18 protein-coding genes are annotated in these 22,877 nt (G+C 74.4%); 13 read left to right on the top strand and 5 right to left on the bottom strand.

The features are described from left to right. Positions 1–25: 25 nt before the first annotated feature. Positions 26–2,233 carry a glycosyl hydrolase family 28-related protein gene (locus ACYVPE_RS13800; protein ID WP_461033831.1) on the top strand — a complete coding sequence of 736 codons (2,208 nt, stop codon included), beginning with the start codon at positions 26–28 and terminating at the stop codon, positions 2,231–2,233. 37 nt (positions 2,234–2,270) lie between these two features. Further along, entirely contained in the window at positions 2,271–3,353 is a 1,083-nt protein-coding gene (locus tag ACYVPE_RS13795; protein WP_461033830.1) for a CobW family GTP-binding protein, read from the top strand. Positions 3,354–3,380: 27 nt separating this feature from the next. Here the strand turns inward: ACYVPE_RS13795 and ACYVPE_RS13790 are convergent, their stop codons facing one another. Further along, the gene (locus tag ACYVPE_RS13790) at positions 3,381–5,828 is read right to left on the bottom strand and encodes a DNA gyrase/topoisomerase IV subunit A (RefSeq protein WP_461033829.1); all 2,448 of its coding nucleotides are present in this window, start codon (positions 5,826–5,828) and stop codon (positions 3,381–3,383) included. A 173-nt stretch (positions 5,829–6,001) separates the two neighbouring features. Here ACYVPE_RS13790 and ACYVPE_RS13785 point away from each other — a divergent pair, with 173 nt between their 5' ends. The 3 genes from ACYVPE_RS13785 (at position 6,002) to ACYVPE_RS13775 (ending at position 9,646) form a co-directional block, all read left to right on the top strand. Continuing rightward, positions 6,002–7,354 carry a M16 family metallopeptidase gene (locus tag ACYVPE_RS13785; protein WP_461033828.1) on the top strand — a complete coding sequence of 451 codons (1,353 nt, stop codon included), beginning with the start codon at positions 6,002–6,004 and terminating at the stop codon, positions 7,352–7,354. Between the two features lie 17 nt (positions 7,355–7,371). Next, positions 7,372–8,739, top strand: a complete 1,368-nt coding sequence (locus ACYVPE_RS13780; protein ID WP_461033867.1) for a M16 family metallopeptidase — start codon at positions 7,372–7,374, stop codon at positions 8,737–8,739. A gap of 229 nt (positions 8,740–8,968) precedes the next feature. Beyond that, on the top strand, positions 8,969–9,646 hold the full coding sequence (locus ACYVPE_RS13775) for a GntR family transcriptional regulator (RefSeq protein WP_461033827.1): 678 nt from the start codon (positions 8,969–8,971) through the stop codon (positions 9,644–9,646). 124 nt (positions 9,647–9,770) lie between these two features. On the opposite strand, the gene ACYVPE_RS13770 is transcribed toward ACYVPE_RS13775, so the two are convergent. After that, positions 9,771–10,061, bottom strand: a complete 291-nt coding sequence (locus tag ACYVPE_RS13770; RefSeq protein WP_461033826.1) for an HPr family phosphocarrier protein — start codon at positions 10,059–10,061, stop codon at positions 9,771–9,773. 88 nt (positions 10,062–10,149) lie between these two features. Here ACYVPE_RS13770 and ACYVPE_RS13765 point away from each other — a divergent pair, with 88 nt between their 5' ends. From ACYVPE_RS13765 to ACYVPE_RS13750, 4 genes are all read left to right on the top strand, one after another. Further along, complete coding sequence (locus ACYVPE_RS13765) at positions 10,150–12,861, top strand: bifunctional acetate--CoA ligase family protein/GNAT family N-acetyltransferase (RefSeq protein ID WP_461033825.1); 2,712 nt, start codon at positions 10,150–10,152, stop codon at positions 12,859–12,861. An 84-nt stretch (positions 12,862–12,945) separates the two neighbouring features. After that, positions 12,946–13,533 (top strand): DUF5998 family protein, encoded by a 588-nt coding sequence (locus ACYVPE_RS13760; RefSeq protein ID WP_461033824.1) that lies wholly within the window; start codon positions 12,946–12,948, stop codon positions 13,531–13,533. Continuing rightward, the gene (locus tag ACYVPE_RS13755; RefSeq protein WP_461033823.1) at positions 13,530–14,756 is read left to right on the top strand and encodes an alkaline phosphatase family protein; all 1,227 of its coding nucleotides are present in this window, start codon (positions 13,530–13,532) and stop codon (positions 14,754–14,756) included. Before ACYVPE_RS13760 ends, ACYVPE_RS13755 begins: the two co-directional genes overlap by 4 nt. Positions 14,757–14,791: 35 nt before the next feature. Further along, positions 14,792–15,442, top strand: coding sequence for a thymidine kinase (locus tag ACYVPE_RS13750; protein WP_461033822.1), 651 nt, complete (start codon positions 14,792–14,794; stop codon positions 15,440–15,442). A 1,028-nt stretch (positions 15,443–16,470) separates the two neighbouring features. Here ACYVPE_RS13750 and ACYVPE_RS13745 read toward each other — a convergent pair. Then, positions 16,471–17,208, bottom strand: a complete 738-nt coding sequence (locus ACYVPE_RS13745) for a VOC family protein (protein ID WP_461033866.1) — start codon at positions 17,206–17,208, stop codon at positions 16,471–16,473. Positions 17,209–17,331: 123 nt separating this feature from the next. Between ACYVPE_RS13745 and ACYVPE_RS13740 the strand changes: the two genes are divergently transcribed. Beyond that, positions 17,332–18,171, top strand: coding sequence for a sulfurtransferase (locus ACYVPE_RS13740; RefSeq protein WP_461033821.1), 840 nt, complete (start codon positions 17,332–17,334; stop codon positions 18,169–18,171). 18 nt (positions 18,172–18,189) lie between these two features. Here ACYVPE_RS13740 and sepH read toward each other — a convergent pair whose 3' ends face one another. After that, positions 18,190–19,203: a septation protein SepH gene (gene sepH / locus ACYVPE_RS13735; protein ID WP_461033820.1), complete on the bottom strand. Its 1,014-nt coding sequence runs from the start codon at positions 19,201–19,203 to the stop codon at positions 18,190–18,192. Positions 19,204–19,624: 421 nt separating this feature from the next. Here sepH and ACYVPE_RS13730 point away from each other — a divergent pair, with 421 nt between their 5' ends. The 3 genes from ACYVPE_RS13730 (at position 19,625) to ACYVPE_RS13720 (ending at position 22,466) form a co-directional block, all read left to right on the top strand. After that, the gene (locus tag ACYVPE_RS13730; protein ID WP_461033819.1) at positions 19,625–20,413 is read left to right on the top strand and encodes a hypothetical protein; all 789 of its coding nucleotides are present in this window, start codon (positions 19,625–19,627) and stop codon (positions 20,411–20,413) included. Between the two features lie 23 nt (positions 20,414–20,436). Further along, positions 20,437–21,564 carry a ferrochelatase gene (locus tag ACYVPE_RS13725; RefSeq protein WP_461033818.1) on the top strand — a complete coding sequence of 376 codons (1,128 nt, stop codon included), beginning with the start codon at positions 20,437–20,439 and terminating at the stop codon, positions 21,562–21,564. 65 nt (positions 21,565–21,629) lie between these two features. Then, entirely contained in the window at positions 21,630–22,466 is an 837-nt protein-coding gene (locus ACYVPE_RS13720; protein ID WP_461033817.1) for an inositol monophosphatase family protein, read from the top strand. A gap of 121 nt (positions 22,467–22,587) precedes the next feature. Here ACYVPE_RS13720 and ACYVPE_RS13715 read toward each other — a convergent pair whose 3' ends face one another. Beyond that, positions 22,588–22,761: a hypothetical protein gene (locus ACYVPE_RS13715; RefSeq protein WP_311604375.1), complete on the bottom strand. Its 174-nt coding sequence runs from the start codon at positions 22,759–22,761 to the stop codon at positions 22,588–22,590. Positions 22,762–22,877 lie beyond the last annotated feature (116 nt).

Genomic DNA, 22,877 nt, shown 5'->3' with positions numbered 1-22,877 from the left:
GCCGAACCCCACCGGAAGGAACGACGTGACCCCACCACGCACCGGTCGAAGGCCACTCGTGGCCCTCGCCGCCGCCGTCTGCGCCGCGCTCCTCGGCACCCTGGCGAGCACCGCGCCCGCCAGGGCCGCCGACGCCCAGGACGACGTCTCCGTCGCCGCCGGCGCCACCGTCCCCTTCGTCACCCAGGAGGCCGAGGCCGCACAGCACAACGGCACCGCCGTCGGCCCCGACATCACCCAGGGCACCGTCGCCTCCGAGGCGTCGGGGCGACGCGCGGTGCGGCTGGCCGCCGGCCAGCGCGTCACCTTCACGCTGACCGCGCCCGCCAACGCCGTCACCGTCGCCTACAACATCCCGGACGGCGCGAGCGGCACCCTGTCCGTGTACGTCAACGGGCAGAAGCTGGACCGCGGCCTCGACGTCACCTCCCGCCATACCTACTTCGACGCCCCCTGGATCCAGGGCTCGAAGACCCACCACTTCTTCGCCCACGGCAGGCTCCCGCTCGGCCGCGACCTCGCCGCTGGCGCCACGGTCACCCTCCAGGTGGACGCCGGCGACAACGCCGGGCCCTACGTGATCGACACCGCCGACTTCGAGCAGGTCGCGGCCCCCGCCCAGCAGCCCGCAGGCTCGCTCAGCGTCACCAGCCGCGGCGCCGACCCCACCGGAGTCGCCGACTCCACCCAGGCGTTCACCCAGGCCGTCGCCGAGGGCCGGGGCGGCACCGTGTGGATCCCGCCGGGCACCTACCGCCTCAGCCAGCCGATCTACGTCGAGAACGTCACCCTCCGCGGCGCCGGCAACTGGCACTCGGTGGTGCGCACCTCACGGTTCATCAACCAGGGCACCTCGCCTGGCAACGTGCACATCCGCGACTTCGCCGTCATCGGCGACGTCACCGAGCGCGTCGACTCCCACCCCGACAACTTCGTCAACGGCAACCTCGGCGCGGGCTCCTCGGTCTCCGGGATGTGGCTCCAGCACCTCAAGGTCGGCCTCTGGCTCACCGGCGCCAACGACAACCTGGTCGTCGAGAACAACCGCATCCTCGACATGGCAGCCGACGGGCTCAACCTCAACGGCAACGCCAACGGCATCACCGTCCGCGACAACTACGTGCGCAACACCGGCGACGACGCCCTCGCCATGTGGTCCCTGCCGGCCCTCAACCGGAACTCGGTCTTCGAGAACAACACCGTCGTCCAGCCCAACCTCGCCAACGGCATCGCGATCTACGGCGGCGAGAACATCACCGTGCGCGGCAACCTGGTCCGGGACACCAACGCCCTGGGCAGCGGCCTCGCCATCTCCAACCAGGCGTTCCTCCAGCCGTTCTTCCCGCTGGCCGGCACCATCCGGGTGGAGGGCAACACGCTCCAGCGCGCCGGGGCGCTCAACCCCAACTGGAACCACCCGATGTCGGCGCTCCGCGTCGACGCCTACAACCACGCCATCACCGCGAACGTGCGGATCACCGACACCACCATCCTCGACAGCCCCTGGAGCGCCATCCAGTTCGTCTCGGGCAGCGGCACCGGGCTCGCCACCGACAACGTGACGGTCGACCGGGCCAGGATCGAGAACGTCGGCACCGTCGTGGTCCAGGCGGAGACCAGCGGACGCGCCACGTTCAGCGGCGTGACCGCGACCGGCGTCGGCTCAGCCGGCGTCTACAACTGCCCGTTCCCGACCGACCGCGCCCCGCTCACCCTCACCGACGGCGGTGGCAACAGCGGTTGGGACAGCGCCTGGACCGACTGCGCCAGCTGGCCCCAGCCCGGCGAGCAGCCCCAGGAGCCCGACCCGGACCGCAACCTGGCCGCCGGCCGGCCGGTCACCGTGAGCAGCCACACCGACGTCTACACCGGGCAGCGGGCCGTCGACGGCAACCCGGAGACCTACTGGGAGAGCGCCAACAACGCCTTCCCACAGACCCTGACGGTCGACCTCGGCGAGGCCACCGAGGTCGGCAGGCTCGTCCTCAGGCTGCCCACCCCCGCCGCCTGGGGCACCCGCACCCAGACCATCACCGTGCGCGGCGGCGACCAGCCGAACGCGCTCACCGAACTCGTCTCGCAACGCGGCTACACCTTCAACCCCGCGAGCGGCAACCAGACCACCCAGGCGCTGCCCGCCGGCACCGCCGTCCGCTACCTCCAGCTCACCTTCAGCGCCAACACCGGCTGGCCGGCCGGGCAGCTGAGCGAACTCGAAGTCTACCGCCGCTAGCGCGAACGGGTCGGCCGCCACGGCTATCGTGGCGGCCATGACCACCAGCCGGATCCCCGTCGTCGTGTTGGCGGGCTTCCTCGGGGCGGGGAAGACCACGCTGCTCAACCACCTGCTGCGCAACCGTGAGGGGGTGCGGATCGGCGCCGTCGTCAACGACTTCGGCAGCATCCCCGTCGACGCGATGCTGGTCGCCGGGCAGGTCGACGCCATGGCCTCGTTCGACAACGGCTGCCTGTGCTGCGCCGTGGACACCGAGGACCTGGACGCGGCCCTCGGCAGGCTGGCCGACCCGGCCGCGGGCATCGACCTGATCGTGGTGGAGGCCAGCGGCCTCGCCGAACCTCCCAGCCTGGTCCGGATGATCCTGGCCAGCGGGGACCGGCGGATCGTCTACGGCGGCCTGGTGCAGGTGGTGGACGCCGCCGAGCCGGCCGGGACCCGGCACCCCGGCGCCGCCGACCTGGTGGTGCTCAACAAGACCGACCGGGTCCCGGAGGCCGAGTGGCGCGCCCAACTCGCCGCGCTCACCGACCTCGCCGCCGGCGCCCCCGTGGTGCCGGCGGCCGGGGGCCGCGTCGATCCCGGCCTGTTCTTCGACCGGGACACCGGCCGCGCCGGCCTCGACGCGCCGGACGCCGGCTTCCGGCAGCTCTCGTTCGCCGACCTGGCGCACGACGACGAGAACGACGGCGAGGACGGCGCGGGGCACGACCACCCGCACACCGCCTACGACAGCGTGGCGTTCAGTGACGAGACGCCGCTCGACCCGGCCGCCCTGATGCGCTTCCTCGACACCAGGCCGGCCGGGCTCTACCGGATCAAGGGCTTCGTCACCCTGGCCGCCGGGCCGCGCCCCGAGCGGTACGAACTGCACGCCGTAGGCCGCTTCCTGCGCTTCTACCCGGCGGCCGACGCCGACGGCGCGACCCGCCTGGTGCTCATCGGCGCCGGCATCGATCCCGAGGCGTTGCGCAAGGAGCTGGCCGGCTGCGCCGCGGCGGGGCCGGCCGAGGCCGACCCCGCGCGCAACGGCATGTGGGAGGTGCTGCGGTACGTCGACGACCCGGAGGACGTCACCGAGCCGGAGCCGGAGCCGGAGCCCGAGCCGCGGCCTTAGTCGCCGGCCGTCGTCGACCGGCCGCCACTACACCGGGCCGGCGACCACCGCGACCGGCCGGCCGAGCGGCGTGCCCGAGCCGTCCCGGCGCGGGTCGGGCTCCGGCAGGTCGACGGGCGCGCCCGTCGACGTGGCCGCCCGACCCGGCATCGTGCCGGCCCAGGCGAACGTCAGCCGCTCCTCGCCCTTCAGGAACCGCTGGCAGCGCACCCCGCCGGTGGCCCGGCCCTTCCGCGGGTACTGGTCGAACGGCGTCAGCTTGGCCGTGCCGAGCGAGTCGTCCAGGGTGCCGCTGCCGCCCGCCACGGTGAACACCGCGCCCTCGCTCGCCGGATCCACCGCCGTGAAGGAGATCACCTTCGCGCCGTCCGTCAGCTTGACGCCGGCCATGCCGGCCGCCGGCCGGCCCTGCGGCCGCACCTGGGCGGCCTGGTAGCGCAGCAGCTGCGCGTCGTCCGTGATGAAGACCAGGTCCTCCTCGCCGGTGCGCAACTCGGCCGCGCCGACGATCACATCGCCGTCCCTGAGGGCGATGACCTCCAACTCGTCCTTGTTCGACGGGTAGTCGGGCACCACCCGCTTCACCACGCCCTGTTCGGTGCCGATCGCGAGCCCGGGCGAGGACTCGTCGAGCGTGGTCAGACAGATCACCCGCTCGTCGGGGCGCAGCGTCAGGAACTCCGCCACCTGGGCCCCGCCCGACAGGTTGGGCGCGGCGGCGCTGTGCGGCAGCATCGGCAGATCCACCACGTTCAGCCTGAGCAGCCGGCCCTCCGAGGTGACCACCCCGATCTCGCCGCGGGTGGTGGAGGGCACCGCCGAGACCACCACGTCGTGCTTCACCCGGCGCGCGTTCTCGTCGAAGACGGACTGCTCGTCGGCCGTGCGGGCCAGCAGCCCGGTGGAGGAGAGCAGCACCCGGCAGGGGTCGTCCGACACCTCCAACGGCAGCACCTCGACGGCGGCGCCCTCCGCCTCGGCGAGCTGGGTGCGGCGCGGGGTGCCGAACTTCTTGGCCACCTCGGCCAGCTCGGCCGAGACCAGCTTGCGCAGCTCCGCGTCCGACTCCAGGATCCTGGTCAGCTCCTCGATCTCGGCCGTCAGCCGGTCACGCTCCGACTCCAGCTCGATCCGGTCGAACCGGGTCAGCCGGCGCAGCGGGGTGTCCAGGATGTACTGGGTCTGCGTCTCGGAGAGCTCGAACCGCGCCATCAGCGCGTCCTTCGCCTCGGCCGCGTTGTCGCTCGACCTGATGAGCCGGATCACCTCGTCGATGTCGACGAGCGCCACCAGCAGGCCCTCGACCAGGTGCAGCCGGTCCCTGCGTCTGCCCCGCCGGTACTCGCTGCGCCGCCTGACCACCTCGAAGCGGTGGTCGACGTAGACCTCGAGCAACTCCCGCAGGCCCATGGTGAGCGGCTGGCCGTCCACCAGGGCCACGTTGTTGATGCCGAAGGTCTCCTCCATCGGCGTCAGCTTGTAGAGCTGGGCCAGCACCGCCTCGGGGTGGAACCCGTTCTTGATCTCGATCACCAGCCGCAGCCCGTGCTCACGGTCCGTCAGGTCCTTGACGTCCGCGATGCCCTGCAGCCGCTTCGCGTTGACCAGGTCCTTGATCTTGCCGACGACCTTCTCGGGGCCGACCGTGAACGGCAGTTCGGTGACCACCAGGCCCATCCGCCTGGCCGTGACCTTCTCCACCGCGACCGTGGCCCGGATCCGGAAGGTGCCGCGCCCCGTCTGGTACGCGTCCCGGACGCCGTCGAGCCCGACGATCCGGCCGCCGGTCGGCAGGTCGGGCCCCGGGATGTAGCGCATCAGGGCGGCCAGGTCGGCGTTCGGATAGCGGATCAGGTGGCGGGCCGCGGCGATGACCTCGCCCAGGTTGTGCGGCGGCATGTTGGTGGCCATGCCGACGGCGATGCCACTCGACCCGTTCACCAGGAGGTTGGGGTAGGCGGCGGGCAGCGCCACCGGCTCCTGCTCGCTGCCGTCGTAGTTGGGCGAGAAGTCGACCGTGTCCTCGTCGATCCCGCTGACCATCAGGCCGGCCACCGCCGAGGAACGGCACTCCGTGTACCGCATGGCGGCCGGCGGGTCGTCGTTCCCCAACGAACCGAAGTTCCCATGGCCGTCCACCAGCGGGAGGCGCATCGAGAACGGTTGGGCCATCCGCACCAGCGCGTCGTAGATGGCCGAGTCGCCGTGCGGGTGGAGCTTGCCCATCACCTCGCCGACCACCCGGGCGCACTTGACGTGGCCGCGATCGGGCCGCAGCCCCATGTCGTGCATCTGGTACAGGATTCGACGCTGCACCGGCTTCAACCCGTCCCGCGCGTCGGGGAGGGCCCGGGAGTAGATCACCGAGTAGGCGTACTCGAGGAAGGAGCCCTGCATCTCATCGACGACGTCGATGTCGAGGATGCGCTCCTCGAAATCCTCCGGAGGCGGGGTCGGCGTACTGCGGCGGGCCATCGCGCGGGGACTCCTTCGTACGGCTGGACGGTGTGCTGGCGACCATTGTGGACCTCGCCACCGACAGCCGGGTACCAACCGCCGATCGCATCGCACACCCCGGCTCACCTTGCATAAGGTGACAGGACATCCGACAGAGAACCGGACCGTCCGAGCGAAGGGACCTCACGCCCATGGGCCACACGGCCATCCCGCAGGATACCGCCGGCGGGCTCACCGCGACCGAACACAGGCTGGACAACGGGCTGCGCGTGGTGCTCTCCGAGGACCACCTCACCCCGGTGGCCGCCGTCTGCCTCTGGTACGACGTGGGCTCGCGGCACGAGGTCGCGGGCCGCACCGGGCTCGCCCACCTCTTCGAGCACCTGATGTTCCAGGGGTCGCAACAAGTCAAGGGCAACGGTCACTTCGAGCTCATCCAGTCCGCCGGCGGCTCGCTCAACGGCACCACGAGCTTCGAGCGGACCAACTACTTCGAGACCATGCCGGCCCACGAGCTGGAGCTGGCCCTGTGGCTCGAGGCCGACCGGATGGGCACCCTGCTCGCCGCGCTCGACCTGAAGGCCCTCGACAACCAGCGCGACGTGGTGAAGAACGAGCGCCGCCAGCGCTATGACAACGTCCCCTACGGCACGGCGTTCGAGAGGCTGACCGCGATGGTCTTCCCGGACGGCCATCCGTACCACCACACCCCGATCGGCTCGATGGCCGACCTGGACGCCGCCTCGATCGAGGACGCCAAGGAGTTCTTCCGCGTCAACTACGCGCCCAACAACGCGGTGCTCGCCGTGGTCGGCGACATCGATCCCGAGCAGACCCTGGCCTGGGCCGAGAAGTACTTCGGCTCCATCCCGGCCCAGGAGGGCAAGCGCCCACCGCGCGACGGCACGCTCCCCGACCTCGTCGGCGAGGAGGTGCGCGAGTTGGTGCGTGAGAACGTCCCCTCGCGCGCCCTCATGGCCGCCTACCGGCTGCCCCACGACGGCATCCGCGAGGCCGACGCCGCCGACCTGGCGCTGACGATCCTCGGAGGCGGCGAGTCCTCTCGGCTGTACAACCGGTTGGTCAGGCGTGACCGCACCGCGGTGTCCGCCGGCTTCGGTCTTATGCGGCTCGCCGGCGCCCCCTCGATGGGCTGGCTCGATGCCAAGACATCGGGCGAGGCACGGGTCGAGGACATCGAGACCGCCGTCGCCGAGGAGCTCGCCAGGTTCGCCGAGGAGGGTCCCACTCCGGAGGAACTCGAGCGCGCCCAGGCCCAGCTGGAGCGCGAGTGGCTCGATCGGCTCGCCACGGTCGGCGGCCGAGCTGACGAGCTGTGCAGGTTCGCGGTGCTCTTCGGAGACCCGAACCTGGTGACCACCGCCGTGCGCCGCGTCCTGGAGATCACTGCGGACGAGGTGCGGGAGGTGGCCGCGGCGCGGCTCCGCCCTGATAACCGCGCGGTGTTGGTCTACGAGCCCACCGGCTCCGACGAGGACGAGACCGAGGCCGACGACGACACCGAAGGGGCCGACCACCAGTGAGCGACGCCATCGCCAGCATGCAACTCCACCCGCGGCCGACCGGCGGCGAGCCCAGGCCCTGGGCGTTTCCGGCCCCCGAGCGCTCCACCCTGCCCAACGGCCTGACCGTGCTGCGCAGTCACCGCCCCGGCCAGCGCGTCATCGCCGTCGAGCTCAACCTGGCCGCCCCGCTGGCCGCCGAGCCGGCCGCCATCGAGGGCGTGGCCACGATCATGGCCCGCGCCCTGTCCGAGGGCACCGACCGGCACACCGCCGAGGAGTACGCGGCCGAGTTGGAGCGCTGCGGTGCCACCCTGGACACCCACGCCGACCACCCGGGCGTCCGGGTCTCCCTGGAGGTCCCGGTCTCCCGGCTCGACCGGGCGCTGCGGCTGCTCGCCGACGCGCTGCGCGCCCCCGCGTTCCCCGAGCACGAGGTCGAGCGGCTGGTCGCCAACCGGCTCGACGAGATCCCGCACGAGCTGGCCAACCCGGGCCGGCGGGCCGCGGTGGCGCTCTACGACACCCTGTTCCCCGCCGACTCGCGGATGTCCAGGCCCCGGCAGGGCACGGCGGCGACCGTCGAGCGGATCGACGCCAAGTCCGTCCGCGCCTTCTACGACGCGCACGTCAGGCCCGCCTCGGCCACCGCGGTGGTCGTCGGCGACCTCACCGGCATCGACCTGGACGCGGTGCTCAAGGAGACCCTGGGCGCCTGGACCGGCGGGCCGCCGGCCGAGCCCGTCTGGCAGCCGGCCGTCGCCGACGACTCGGCCCGGGTCGTCATCGTCGACCGGCCGGGCTCCGTGCAGACCCAGCTGCTGATCGCCCGCACCGGGCCCGACCGGCACGACCCGGTGTGGGCGGCGCAGCGGCTCGGCGTCTACTGCCTCGGCGGCACCATCACCTCCCGTCTCGACCGGGTGCTGCGCGAGGAGAAGGGCTACACCTACGGCATCCGGGCCTTCGCCCAGGTGCTGCAGTCACGGGCCGACGGCACCGGGCTCTCGTTGCTCGGCATCCGCGGCTCGGTGGAGTCCGACAAGACCGGGCCGGCGCTCGCCGACCTCTTCCAGGTGCTGAGCACCCTGGCCGCCGGGGGGCTGACGGACGAGGAGCGGGACGCCGCGGTGCAGTTCCTGGTGGGCGTGGCGCCGCTCAGCTTCGAGACGGCGGCCGCCGTCGCCGGCACCCTCGCCGACCAGGTCGAGGAGGGGCTGCCCGACGACTACCAGGCCCGGCTCTACGCCCGGTTGGCCGCGACCGGCGCGGTCGAGGCGTCGGCCGCCGTGGTTCGCGCCTTCCCGCAGGACCGGCTGGTGACCGTGCTCGTCGGCGACGCCGCGAAGATCGCAGAGCCGGTGCGGGAGCTCGGCATCGGCGAGGTGACGGTGATCGGCGGCTGAGCCGCCGGCCGAAGCCGACCGCCGCCGGCCCCGGGGTTCTCCTCGACCCCGGGGCCGCGTGCTGTCCGCGTGCCAGTTCGACGCCGTTGACCTTTCGGGTAAACGTCCGAAAGGCGCCGCTTATCCAGGGGTGCTATCGGCATTCCAGCGGTTTTGCCATACAGTTCGGTTGAGTGACCCGGTGGAAATGCAACAGGGCAGAAGCCGGCTATGGCTGTGGGGGTTTGTCATGCGTATCTCCGCGCACACGGTATGCACGGCGATCCGTGAGGACATCGTCAGCGGTGTCCTGCCCCCCGGTGCCCGGCTCGCCGAGGAGCAGCTGGCGCAGCGCTACGGGGTGTCCCGGGTGCCGGTGCGGGAGGCCCTGCGCACCCTGGAGTCCGAGGGCTTCGTCACCTCGCGGCGGCACGCCGGCGCCTGCGTGGCGCAGCCGGGGGAGCGCGAGGCGGCCGATCTGCTCGACGTCCGGGCGCTGTTGGAGCCGCTCGGCGCCGCGCGCGCCGCCCAGCGGCGCACGGAGGCGCACCTCAAGGTCCTGCGTGGGCTCGTGCGCCTCGGGCGCCAGCGGGCAGGCCAGGGGCAGGAGTCGGACCTCCGCTCGCTCGGCGACTGGTTCCACGAGACGGTCGCCCAGGCCACCTGCAGCCCGGGGTTGACGGCCATGCTGGTGCAGCTGCGCCGCAAGATCACCTGGCTCTACACGAGCGAGCCGCTCTCCCGCGCCGTGGTGCAGTGGCAGGAGCGCGGGGCCCTGGTGGACGCCATCGCCCGGGGCGACGCGGAGCGGGCCAGGGCGCTCGCCGCGGCCCAGCTCGAGCGGTCGACGCCGGCGCGCAAACAGGTCAGGGCCGTCGCCGTGAGAATCCCGAAACCTGCCGTAAACACGGTGCGCGGCCAGAATTAACAGCGACCGTATACACCTGTGTGAAAGCGTCGGGAATTCCATCGCCGAATTCGCGGCCGATAATTTTCGTCGCCCGGAATTCAGCGCCGGTACCGGCGCCATTCCCACACCGTCTCCGGCGGCCTCACACCGTTTCGGGAAGTTCCTCGAGCCCCTCGGAAACCAACCGCGCCAGCCGGTCGATCGCGGCCTCGGCGGCCACCGGGTCGGCCGAGCCGGACGCGAGCACCACCTCCTCGCCGCCCTCCGCCCCCAGGCTCAGCACGGCGAGCATCGACGCGGCGTTCACCGGGGTGCCACCCTTCCTCGCGATGGTCACCTGGACGCCGGTCGCCGTCGCGGCCCGGACGAAGATCGAGGCGGGCCGGGCGTGCAGGCCCTCCGACCAACCGATGATGACGCGGCGCTCAACCATGATGGTGCCCTTCGGTTCGAACAGGGTGGAACGGTTGTGCTGTCGACCGGGCCGCCGTCCCGGCAGACCCAACCGTACGCTTGGAGCCATGCGGACCCCCGCCCAGCCGCCCTACCCCGCCCACTGGGAGGCCGACGTCGTGCTCCGCGACGGCGGGACGGCCCACCTGCGGCCCATCACCCCGGCGGACGCCGACCGTCTGGTCGCCTTCTACGAGCGGGTCTCCGACGAGTCGAAGTACTACCGCTTCTTCGCGCCCTACCCCCGGCTCTCCGACCGTGACGTGCACCGTTTCACCCACCACGACTACGTGGACCGGGTCGGCCTCGCCGCCACCGTCGGCGGCGAGTTCCTCGCCGTGGTGCGCTACGACCGGATCGACGAACACGGCCTGGCCGCCACCGAGCCCGCCGACCGCGCCGAGGTCGCCTTCCTCGTCCAGGACGCCCACCAGGGCCGCGGCCTCGCCTCCGTGCTGCTCGAACACCTGGCCGCCGTCGCCCGCGAACGCGCCATCCGCCGCTTCGAGGCCGAACTGCTGCCCGCCAACACCAGGATGGCCAAGGTCTTCACCGACGCCGGCTACTCCCAACGGCGCAGCTTCGCCGACGGCTCCCTGCACCTCACCCTCGACCTGGAGCCAACCGCCCGCTCCCTCGCCGTGATGCGCGCCCGCGAGCAGCGCGCCGAGGCCCGCTCCGTGCAGCGCCTCCTCGCCCCTGGCTCCGTCGCCGTCGTCGGGGTGGGCCGCCGCCCGGGCGGGGCCGGCCGCACCGTGCTCGCCGGCCTGCTGGCCGGCGGCTTCACCGGGCCCGTGTACGCCGTCAACGCCGCGCTGCCCGAGGGCACCACCGAGCTCGGCGGCGCCCCCGCCCACCGCACCGTCGGGGACATCGGCGCCCCGGTCGACCTCGCCGTGCTGGCCGTCCCCGCGCCCCGGGTCGCCGGCGCCATCGCCGACTGCGCCGCCGCCGGCGTGGCCGGCCTGGTGGTGCTCGCCGCCGGTCACGACCGGGAGGAGCAGCGTGACCTCGTCCACCTCGCCCGCTCCCACGGCATGCGGCTCGTCGGCCCCAACGCCTTCGGCCTGATCAACACCGACCCCGCCGTCCGGCTCAACGCCAGCCCCGCGCCCCGGCTGCCCGCCGCCGGGCGGATCGGGCTCTTCACCCAGTCGGCCGCCATCGGCATCGCCGTGCTCGACGAGCTGGCCAGGCGCGGCGGCGGCCTCTCCACCTTCGTCTCCGCCGGCAACCGCGCCGACCTCTCGGGAAACGACCTCCTCCAGTACTGGGACGAGGACCCGGCCACCGACGTCGCCCTGATGTACCTCGAATCGGTCGGCAACCCCCGCAAGTTCACCCGGCTCGCCCGCCGCATCGCGGCCGCCGGCACCCCGGTCGTCGTGGTGCGCGGCGGCCGGCACAGCGGCGGGCTCCCGCCGCACGGCCACGCCGTCCCCACCAGCCACACCCCCGAGCCCACCGTCTCCGCGCTGCTCGGCCAGGCCGGCGTCATCGAGGCCGACACCGCCACCGAACTCCTCGACATCGGGCTGCTGCTGGCCCACCAGCCGCTGCCCCAGGGCCCCCGCGTCGCCGTCGTCAGCAACGCCGAGGCGTTCGGCCTCGTCGCCCACGACGCCTGCCGCGCCCACCGGCTCCGCCCGCTCGACCCGGACGGCCTCGGCCCCGCCGCGCTCCCCGCCGACTTCGGCGCCGCGCTCGCCGCCGCCCTCGCCGACCCGGGCGTGGACGCCGTCGTCGTCGCCGTGGTGCCCACCGTCGGCGAGACCCCGGGCGCCGCCGCCGACCACACCGACCGGCTGCTCGAAGACCTCGCCCCGGCGCTGCACACCGCGCTCACCGACACCGGCGCCGGCAAGCCGGTCGTCGTCGCCCAACTCGCCCTTGACGCCCTCGCCGCCGCGCTCACCACCCGCGGCATCCCCGTCTACCCCTCGGCCGAGCGCGCCGTCCGCGCCCTCTCCAAGGCCGTCGGCCACGCCGAGTGGCGGGCCGGCGCCGTCCACGCGGGGCACGTGCCGGCCTTCGACGACATCGACGAGGACACCGCGGCCGAACTGGTCGCCGCCGCCGCCGACCCACGCCGCACCGTCACCCTCGACCAGGCCGCCACCCACCGGATCCTCACCGCCTACGGCATCCCGCTGCTGCCCGCCCACCCCGCGCCCGACGCCCGCGCCGCCGTGGTCGCCGCCCGCCGCATCGGCTTCCCCGTCGCCCTCAAGACCACCGCGCCGCGACTGCGCCACCGCCCCGACCTGGGCGGCGTCCGCCTCGACCTGACCACCGAGGGCGAACTCCGCCGCGCCTACGCCGAGTTGACCGGCCAGCTCGGCGAACCGGCCGAACTGCGGCCCGTCGTCCAGCGGATGGCCCCCCGCGGTGTCGACACCGTGGTCCGCGCCACCGTCGACCCGGCCGTCGGCGCCGTCCTCTCCTTCGGCCTGGCCGGGGCACCCGCCGAACTCCTCGGCGACGTGGCCCACCGGCTGCTCCCGGTCACCGACCGGGACGTGTCCTGGCTGGTCCGCGCCATCCGGGCGGCCCCCATGCTGTTCGGCTGGCGCGGCGCCAGACCCGTCGACACCGCCGCCCTGGAGGAGACGCTGCTGCGCCTCGGCCGGCTGCTCGACGACCGGCCCGAGATCGCCGCCGTCGAGCTCGAACCCGTCGCTGTCGCCCCACACGGAGTCACCGTGCTCGGCGCCTCGATCCGGGTGGCGCCCCCGGCGCCCGCCTTCGACCTGGGCCCACGCCGGATGCCCGACTTCTAGTCGCGCGCCCGGCGCGCTCCGCCCACCGAGAACAGACCGGACAACGGCCTCACCGCTGTCGGAGGTGCCCCTTAGGATGGGCGCATGGCGAAGACCGGTACGACGTCCCAGGGGCTGCGGGAGGCAATCGAGCGCAGCGGCTACTACCCCGCGCTGGTCGCGGAGGCGGTGGAGGCGGCCGTGGGCCGGGAGCCCGTGACGTCCTTCCTCGTCCACCAGGAGACGACCTTCGACAGCAACGAGGTGCGCCGCCACGCCACCGTGCTGGTGCTGACCGGCACCCGGTTCATCGTCAGCCACACCGACGAGCAGTCCGCCGACAGCTCGGCCCCCGCCCCCTACGCCACCACCTCCACCGAGTCCGTGAAGCTGTCCCGGATCTCCTCCGTGGTGCTGAGCCGCGTCGTCTCCGACCCGCAGTCCTACGTGCCAGGCACGCTGCCCCGCGAGGTGGTGCTCACCATCGGCTGGGGCGCCGTCTCCCGGATCGACATGGAGCCGGCCAACTGCGGCGACCCCAACTGCGAGGCGGACCACGGCTACACGGGCTCCAGCACCGCCGACGACCTGTCGCTGCGCATCAGCGAGGCCGGCGACGGCCCCGAGACGGTCCGGCAGACCCTGGAGTTCGCCCAGGCCCTCTCCGAGGCGACCGCGGTGGCCGCCAGGTGACCCACCCCCGACCGGGGAGCTGGGACGCGTGGCCGGGCCCGGTCGACGAACCCGCGCCGCTCGACCCACGCCTGGCCCCCGCCCCCGAGTACGGGACGGGATCGCTCGCCGACGTGCTGCCGGCCGCCGCCGCCGGCCTCGGCATCCCCGGCCTCTCCTCCTCCGGCCTCCAACTCCCGCCCGCCGACCGGGTCTGCGTCTTCCTGGTCGACGGCCTCGGCTGGGAGGCGCTGCTCGCCCACCCCGAGCAGGCCCCGTTCCTCACCTCGCTGATCCCGTCGTCCAGGGCCGGCACCGGCCGGCCCATCACCGCCGGCTTCCCCGCCACCACGGCGACCTCGCTCGCCTCGGTCGGCACCGGCCTCGCGCCCGCCGCGCACGGCCTCGCCGGCTACAAGGTCCGCGACCCGGGCACCGGCGAGCTGATGAACCAGCTGCGCTGGGACCCGTGGACCGACCCGCGGCTCTGGCAGCCGCACCCCACCATCTTCCAGCGCGCCCACGCGGCCGGCGTCGCCGCCGCCCAGGTCACGGCGCCGCACTTCGAGCACACCCCGCTCACCCAGGTCGCGCTCTCCGGCGGCACCTTCCTCGGCCGCGGCGACGCGGGCGAGCGGATGGACCTGGCCGCCGAGCGGCTCGCCGCCGCCGACCGGGCCCTCGTCTACACGTACTACGCGGAACTCGACGGCAAGGGCCACCGGTTCGGCATGGCCTCCGACGCCTGGCTCGCCGAACTGGCCTACGTGGACGGCCTGGCCCGCCGGCTCGCCGAGCGGCTGCCGCCCCGCTCCGCGCTCTACGTCACGGCCGACCACGGCATGGTCGACGTGCCGACCACCCCCGAGGCCCGCTTCGACTTCGACGAGGACTGGGAACTCCGGGCCGGCGTCGCCCGCCTCGGCGGCGAAGGCCGGGCCCGCCACCTGTACGCGGTGCCGGGTGCGGCAGCCGACGTGCACGCCGTCTGGCGCGAGGTGCTCGCCGAGCACGCCTGGGTGGTGACCCGCGACGAGGCCGTCGAGCTCGGCTGGTTCGGGCCGCCGGGCGTCGACCTCGAACCGCGGGTGCGGGGCCGCGTCGGCGACGTGGTCGTCGCCATGACCGGGAACGCCGCCGTGGTCGCCGGCGCCTCGGAGCCGAGGGAGACGGCGCTCCTCGGCATGCACGGCTCCGTCACCCCGGCCGAGCAGCTCGTGCCGCTCCTCGAAGTACGCACCTGAGCACCTGACGTATGGAACAACCGGGAGCAGGACCCTTGGCTGAACTCGCCTTCTTCTCCGGCACGATGGACTGCGGGAAGTCCACGCTCGCCCTCCAGATCCAGCACAACCGCTCGGCCCGCGGCCTGCGGGGGCTGATCTTCACCAGGAACGACCGGGCCGGCGAGGGCCTGCTGTCGTCCCGGCTCGGCCTGGTGACGGAGGCGACCGAGACGGACGAGGCGTTCGACTTCCACGCCCACCTGGCCGCGTGCGTCGCGGCCGGGGCCCGGGTGGACTACGTGATCGCGGACGAGGCCCAGTTCCTCTCGCCCGAGCAGGTCGACCAACTGGCGTGCGTCGTCGACGACCTGGGCGTCGACGTCTACGCGTTCGGCATCACGACCGACTTCAGGACCCGGCTCTTCCCCGGCTCCCAACGGCTGATCGAGCTCGCCGACCGGGTGGAGGTGCTCCAGGTCGAGACGCTGTGCTGGTGCGGGGCGCGCGCCACGCACAACGCCCGCACGGAGGGCGGGCGGATGGTCGTGGAGGGCGCGCAGGTCGTCGTCGGCGACGTCGGCGCGGCGGACACGGAGGTCGGCTACGAGGTGCTGTGCCGCCGCCACCACCGCCGTCGCCGCACGGCGGCGACGGCGACGACGCCCGCGCCGTCGCCGGCGAGCGCGGTGGTGGCGGCCGACTGACGCGCCGGGCTGGGCACCGGGGCTCCCCCCACCCACCCGCCCTCTCCGGCGCGCTCCGCGCGACGGTTGGCGGCTACGCCGCCGAGCCGGCCTCGCGGCCGCCAACGGACCGCCGGCCGGCGGCGTAGCCGCCTCGGCCCTTCGGGCCCACCGGCCAGCGGCCTGGCGGCGCAGCCGCCGCAGGCTGGCCAGGCCGGCCGTTCCGGCGGGGGGGCCTCGCCGTGTTGCGCGTGGCAGTGGCCAACGGCGGGGTCGCCGTGGGCTTGGTGGGCCCTGGTTCGTTGCTGTCAGCGGGTCCGGCGGCGTAGCCGCCGCTGGCCGGTCAGCCCCGCCGGGCGGGGTCTCTCCGCGCGCTCCGTACGGCAGTGGCCGCGCTGCGCGCATCCCGCACCGCCGCCCGTGCGGAGCGCGGGTCGGGCGGGGGAGCCGCCTCGGCCCTTCGGGCCTGCGGGCCAGCGGCCTGGCGGTGTAGCCGCCGCAGGCTGGCCAGGCCGGCCGTTCCGGCGGGGGGCCTCGCCGTGTTGCGCGTGGCAGTGGCCAACGGCGGGGTCGCCGTGGGCTTGGTGGGCCCTGGTTCGTTGCTGTCAGCGGGTCCGGCGGCGTAGCCGCCGCTGGCCGGTCAGCCCCGCCGGGCGGGGTCTCTCCGTGCTCCGTACGGCAGTGGCCGCGCTGCGCGCCGCCCGTGCGGAGCGCGGGTCGGGCGGGGGAGCCGCCTCGGCCCTTCGGGCCTGCGGGCCAGCGGCTCGGCGGCGTAGCCGCCGTGGGCTGCCGCCCGCCCCTCCGGTGCGGAGCGCCGGGCCGGGGCCCCGCGCTGCGGCGGCCCTGCCGAGCACAACCCCCGCACCGTGCGCGGCGCCGGCCCGGGCCCGCTCGGGCCCGGGCCGAAGTTGGGGTGGGTGGGTGGGGGAGACCTCCGCACCCCGCCCGCGCGCAGCGTCGGCTTGCGGCGCAGCCGCCCAGGTCCCAGGCCGCGGGCCTTGGCGCGCAGCGCGAAGAGGGGCGGGAGGGCGGGGGAGAACCCCAACCGGTCAGCCCCCGGAGGGCCTCGTCGGGACGATCACCGCGAACGGCGCGCCCTCTGGGTCCGTGACCCGGGCCCAGCGGCCGAAGGGAGAGGTCTCCGGCTCGGTCCGCCGGCGGCCGCCGAGCGCCACGACCCGCTCCAGCGTGTCGTCGAGGTCCACCACCGAGAAGTACGTCAGCCAGTGCGGCCCCCGGTCGTGCGGCAACGCGCCCGCCGCGCCGCGGATTCCGGCGACGGGCCGGGAGCCGAGGCGGAGGGTCAGGAAGTCGCTGCCGGGCGGCTGCGCCGGCTCGGGGCCCACGTCGTAGCCGAAGACCCGCTCGTAGAACTTGCCGACCCCCGACGACTCCACCGCGAACAGCTCGTTCCAGGACACCGCCCCCTCGACCCCGTGGTAGCGGCCGCTGCGCCGCGGGCCGCCCTCCCAGATGCCGAACGCCGCGCCGCCCACGTCGGCCGCGATGCCGAGGCGGCCCACCTGGTCCACGTCCAGTGGGCCGACCGCCACCGTCCCGCCGCACTCACGGATCAACGCGGCCGTCGCGTCCGCGTCGTTCGTGGCGATGTACGGCAGCCAGGCCGTGACCCGCCGCACCCCGCCCGCCATCTCGCCCAGGCCGGCGACCGGGTGGCCGTCCCGCAGCGCCCTGATGTACGCGCCGAGCGGTGACGGTCCCTCGTCGAACTCCCAGCCGAAGAGCCCACCGTAGAACCGTCGGCTCGCGGCCAGGTCGTGAACCATCAGGCTCACCCAGCGGTGCGTACCGGGAACTGGTGGACTCGCTGTGTTGGTCATCCTGCTCCATCTCCTCGGGGCTCCCTTGCTCGGCCCCAAGTCTCCACCGCGCGCGGGGAGAATGGGGCCATGACTGCAATGATCTCCGCCTCCGAACTGGGGCTCGCCCTCGGCCCCGGGGTCCCGGCGCACGAGCGTCCGGTGCTGCTCGACGTGCGCTACAAGCTCGGTGGCCCGCCCGGGCTGCCCGAGTACGCGGCCGGCCACCTGCCGGGCGCCGTCTACGTGGACCTGGACTCCGAGCTGGCGGCGCCGGCCGGGCCAGCCGGTCGGCATCCGCTGCCGGACGCCGACGTGTTCGGCACCGCGATGCGGCGGGCCGGGGTCTCGCACGACCGTGACGTGGTGGTCTACGACGCCGGCCAGGGCTGGTCGGCGGCCCGCGCCTGGTGGCTGCTGCGCTGGGCCGGGCACGAGCGCACCCGAGTCCTCGACGGCGGCCTGGCCGCCTGGGCCGGCGAGTTGACGGAGGAGGTGCCGGCCCCGGCCGAGGGCGACTTCGTGCCGCGGCCTGGCGGCCTGCCGACGCTGGACGCGGACGAGGCCGCGCGGCTGGCCAGGAGCGGCGTGCTGCTGGACGCCAGGGCGGGGGAGCGGTACCGCGGCGAGGTGGAGCCGATCGACCCGGTGGCCGGCCACATCCCGGGCGCGGTCTCGGCCCCGACCGGCGAGAACCTGCGCGACGACGGCCGGCTGCGGCCGGCCGCCGAGCTGGCGGCGCACTACGCCGAGCTCGGGGTGGCGCCGGGCGCCGAGGTGGGCGTCTACTGCGGCTCGGGCGTCTCGGCGGCGCAGGAGGTGCTGGCGCTGGCCGAGATCGGGGTGGTGGCGGCGCTCTACCCGGGCTCCTGGAGCGGCTGGACGGCCGACCGGAGCCGGCCGGTGGCCACCGGCCCCCAGCCAGGCTGAGGGCCGGCGGGCCGCCGGCTACTCCTTCTTCTTGCGGCGGGTGCCGAAGACGATCTCGTCCCAACTGGGCACCGCGGCGCGCCGGCCGGGGCGGACGCCGTCCGCCTCGGCCTGCCGGTCGGTCTGGCCGGTGAGCCGCTCGCGGTGGCCGCCTACCGAGCGCGGCATCAGGACGTCCGCGTAGGTCGAGCCGGCGCTGGCCGCCGGCGCCGCGGGGCCGCGGCCGGGCGGGGCCTCGGCCGGCGGCTCCTCCTCGTCCAGCTCCTCGACGGTGGGCGACGGGGTGGCGGCGGCTGGCTCGGGCACCACCAGGTCGCCGCGGAAGCTCGGCACCGCCTCCAGCAGGCTGGTCAGCGAGTCCGTCTCGTCGCTCGCCGGGGCCAGCCGGCCGGGCCCCCGGTCGCCCTCGCGGGGCAGCCGGGCGATGCGCGGCACGAACGGCGTGCTCGGCTCGGGCGTGTCGTCGGTCTCGCCGAGCAGCGCCCGCGCCTCGTCGTCCACGGCCTGCACCAGGCGGCGCGGCGGGTCGAACATCCAGCTCGCCGAGTGGGTCTCGCCGGCGACCCGGTAGACGAGCAGCACCTCCCAGGTGCCGTCGTCCCGCCGCCAGGAGTCCCACCGGACCGCGTCCTTGTCGGCGCCGCGTAGCAGCAGCCGGTCGGCGACGGCCTCGCCGAGCTGGGGCCCCGAGGCCTCGCCGGGACGGCGGACCGGCGTCTTGCGGGCCCGCTCCGCCATGAACGCGCGCTCGGCGAGCACCGGGCCCTCGAACCGCCGCACCCGGTCGACCGGGATGCCGGCGAACTGCGCGACCTCCTCGGCGGTGGCGCCGGCTCGTATCCGCGCCTGGATGTCGCGCGGACGCAGGTGGTTCTCGACCTCGATCTCGATCTGGCCGAGCCTGGCCCGGTCGTTGCGCACCGCGGCGCGCAGCCGTTCGTCGATCGGAAGGGTGTATTCCGTGTTGTCGGCAGCCTTGAGTACCAGACGTGTGCCGTCATTGCTCACGGCCACGACACGCAGTTCGGGCACGAGGACCTCCCGGTGGTGCCTGCCGACGTCACGTACGTCGCTGCTCCCGCTGGACGAGTGTGACCTGCCCGGGTGCAGCCTGCCACAACCTTGCCGACTTGCCCGGCGTGTCGGGCCATGGACTTGAGCCGCCGCTATGGCACAGTCACCACTTTGCCACGCGCTGTGACCGGCGCGGGCGCCGTGTTTCGCACGGGACATGAGACGGCTAAGGCCAGGTGTGGTCACACTACTCCATTAGGGCCACCTGGGTGGGGTGTGGCGCCGTGGAAGTTGTCCCGGGGCAAGGGAGTTGACACGCGGAACTCCCGCTCCTTTGGGTGGCAAGGCTCACAGAAACGCCGAAATCGGAACTATCCTCCCGCCTCCGCATGTCTTCTCCGTGGGCACGATGCGAAGAGTGTGTGGATTGAGGCGAACGGTGGAACCTCGGGTAAAGAGTTCAGGTGGGGAGCGGGAGGAACGGAGGCGTGGCCGGATCGAACTGACGGTTCCGCAGGTCGCGGCGAGCGCGGCGGCCGCCGTGGCGGGCGCGGTGCTCGCCTCCGGGCTCGGCGTGTTCGGCACGGTGATCGGCGCCGGTGTGATGAGCGTGGTCGCCACCGCGGGTGGCGCCGTTTTCCAGCACCTGTTCGACAGGTTGCGCGGGCGCCCCGGCGCCCCGGAGGACCCGCCACCGCACGCCCCGCCGCCACCCGCTCCGCCGCCCCCCACCCGGCCCCGTCGCACGCTCCGCCGCACGGTGGCGGCGGCCGGCGCCGTCTTCGCGCTGGCGATGGCCGCCGTCACCGGGCTCGAACTGGCCGGTGGCAGCTCGCTCTCCGGCTGGTGGCACGGCGACGACCGGGCCGGCACCTCCGTCGGCCGGATCCTCACGGGCGGCGGCGGGGAGGGCGAAGGCGAAGGACAGCGGCCGGCCGACGACGGGGGTGAGCCGAGCCCCGAGCCCACCGACGAGTCGACCGACCGGCAGCCGGACGAGGCGACCGAGCCCGCCCCGGAACCGTCGACCGGGGAGCCGAGCGAGGAACCCACCGAGGAGACCGACCCACCGGCCGACGAAGGGGCCGGCGAGGAGACCGGGCAGGGCGACGCCACGCCGAGCCCCACCCCCACGCCGTCCGCGCCGTCCCCGACGCCCGAGGCGCCAGAGCCTTCGGAGAGCCCGACGACGCTGGAGGACGGGGCCACCGGCGGTGCGACGCCGTAGACCGCGGTGGCAGGATCACAGGCATGGACCGCGCGATCAGCCCCCAGCCCTACGACGCACTCCTGCTGCTCTCCTTCGGCGGGCCCGAGGGCCCGGACGACGTCATCCCGTTCCTGGAGAACGTCACCGCGGGCCGGGGCATCCCGCGCGAGCGGCTCGAGGAGGTCGGGGCGCACTACCGCCTCTTCGGCGGGGTCAGCCCGATCAACGAGCAGAACCGCACGCTGCTCGCCGCGCTCCGCGCCGACTTCGCCGAGCACGGCGTCGACCTGCCGGTCTACTGGGGCAACCGCAACTGGGCGCCCTATGTGACCGACACCCTGCGGGAGATGGTCCGCGACGGCCGCCGCCGGGTGCTCACGCTGGCCACCAGCGCCTACGCGTCCTACTCCGGCTGCCGCCAGTACCGCGAGGACCTGGCCGGCGCGCTGGCCACCCTGGCGGACGAGGGGCTGCCGCTGCCCCGGGTGGACAAGCTGCGGCTCTACTACAACCACCCGGGCTTCCTGCGCACCATGACCGAGGGGGTGCTCGCGGCGCTCGCCGAGCTGCCCGAGGAGGTGCGGGCCTGCGCCCACCTGGCCTTCACCACGCACTCCATCCCGGACGCGGCGGCCGACGTCTCGGGCCCGCCGGCCGGCCACGGCGCCGGCGGCGCCTACGTCGCAGAGCACCTGGACGCGGCCCGCTTCATCGCGGACGCGGTCCGCGAGGAGACCGGCGTCGAGCGCCCCTGGGAGCTGGTCTACCAGTCCCGCAGCGGTGCCCCCCACATCCCGTGGCTCGAGCCCGACGTCGTGGACCACCTGAAGGACCTGCACGGCAAGGGCGCCCCGGCCGTCGTCATGGTGCCGATCGGCTTCGTCTCCGACCACATGGAGGTCCTTTACGACCTCGACACGGAGGCCCTGGCCGCCGCGCGGGAGCTCGGCCTGCCGGCGGTGCGCTCCGCCACCGTGGGCGCCGCGCCGGCCTTCGTCGCGGCCGTCCGCGACCTGGTGCTCGAGCGCGCCGCCACCGAGCGCGGGGAGTCCCCGACCCGCCGCGCCCTGGGCGCGCTCGGCCCCAGCCACGACGTCTGCCCGGTGGGCTGCTGCGCCGGCCGGGTCGTCCGCCCGGCCGCCGCGGGGGCGGACAGCCCCTACGCCTGAGCCGGGGAGCCCCCCGGAAGATCGCCCGACACCGCCCGACGAGGACCGACAAGGAGTCCCACACCGTGTCCGAAGGACCGCAGGCCGCCACCGGCGAGCTGGCCACCACCCTGCTCGCGCTCGCCGAGGAGGCGGCCGACAGGGCCGGTCGGCTGCTGCGCGAGGGCCGCCCCGCCGACCTCGGCGTCGCCGCGACCAAGTCGAGCCCGATCGACGTCGTCACCGAGATGGACATCGCCGCCGAGAAGCTGATCACCGGCTTCCTGGCCGAGCGGCGCCCGCACGACGCCTTCCTCGGCGAGGAGGGCGGCGTCACCGGCGGCGACAGCGGGGTGCGCTGGGTCATCGACCCGCTCGACGGCACCGTCAACTACCTCTACGGCCTGCCGCAGTGGGCCGTCTCCATCGCCGCCGAGGCCGAGGGCGAGACGCTGGCCGCCGCGGTGGCCGTCCCGATGCGCGGCGAGACCTACCGGGCCGTGCGCGGCGGCGGAGCCGAGCGCCTGGTGGCCGGCCGGGCACCCGAGCCGCTGCGGGTCCGCGCCGCGCCGCCGCTCGACCAGGCGCTGATCGGCACCGGCTTCAACTACGTCGCCGCGGTGCGCACCGCCCAGGCGGCCGTCGCCCAGCGGCTGATCCCGCGGGTGCGGGACATCAGGCGCTCAGGTTCGGCCGCCATCGACCTCTGCGACGTGGCGGGCGGCCGGCTCGACGGCTTCTACGAGCGCGGCCTCCACCCCTGGGACCTGGCCGCCGGCGACCTGATCGCCCGCGAGGCCGGCGCCCGCACCGGCGGCCGGCCAGGGAGCCCGCCCGACGGAGACCTCACCGTCGCGGCCAGCCCTGGCGTCTTCGCGGCGCTCCAGCCGCTCCTGGACGAGCTGGGCGCCTGGCACGACTGAGGGGCGCCCCAGGGGCCCTGGGGCGCCCCCACACGTGACTGAGCGCCCCCGGGAGGCCCCGGGGGCGCTCAGCCACTGGAACGGTCGTCGGCGCCCGGTCGGGCGCGCGTGGGGAGGGAGATCAGGCGCTCCTGGCGCCGACCTCCACGCCGTATTCGGCGGCCAGGCGGTGCAGGTCGTCCAGCTCAGCCTGCTCCACGTCCATCGTGAACAGATCTCCGGCTTCGCGAGCGCGGTGCAGATCGGACTGGGTGTTCTCGATTCGCTGCAGGATTCCAGCGGTGAACGCGTCCAAGGTGCGCCCCCTCGTCTTCGATCGTCGGCACCGGGGAGTGCCAGGGGTGGGTGCGGCCACAGGGGTTCCTCGTCGGTCGGCAGCACTGGCGGCTTGCCGCCGGCGGGGGGCACCGC

The sequence above is a fragment of the Streptomyces mayteni genome, assembly GCF_054783955.1.
This window is presented reverse-complemented; position numbering and strand designations above follow the sequence as displayed.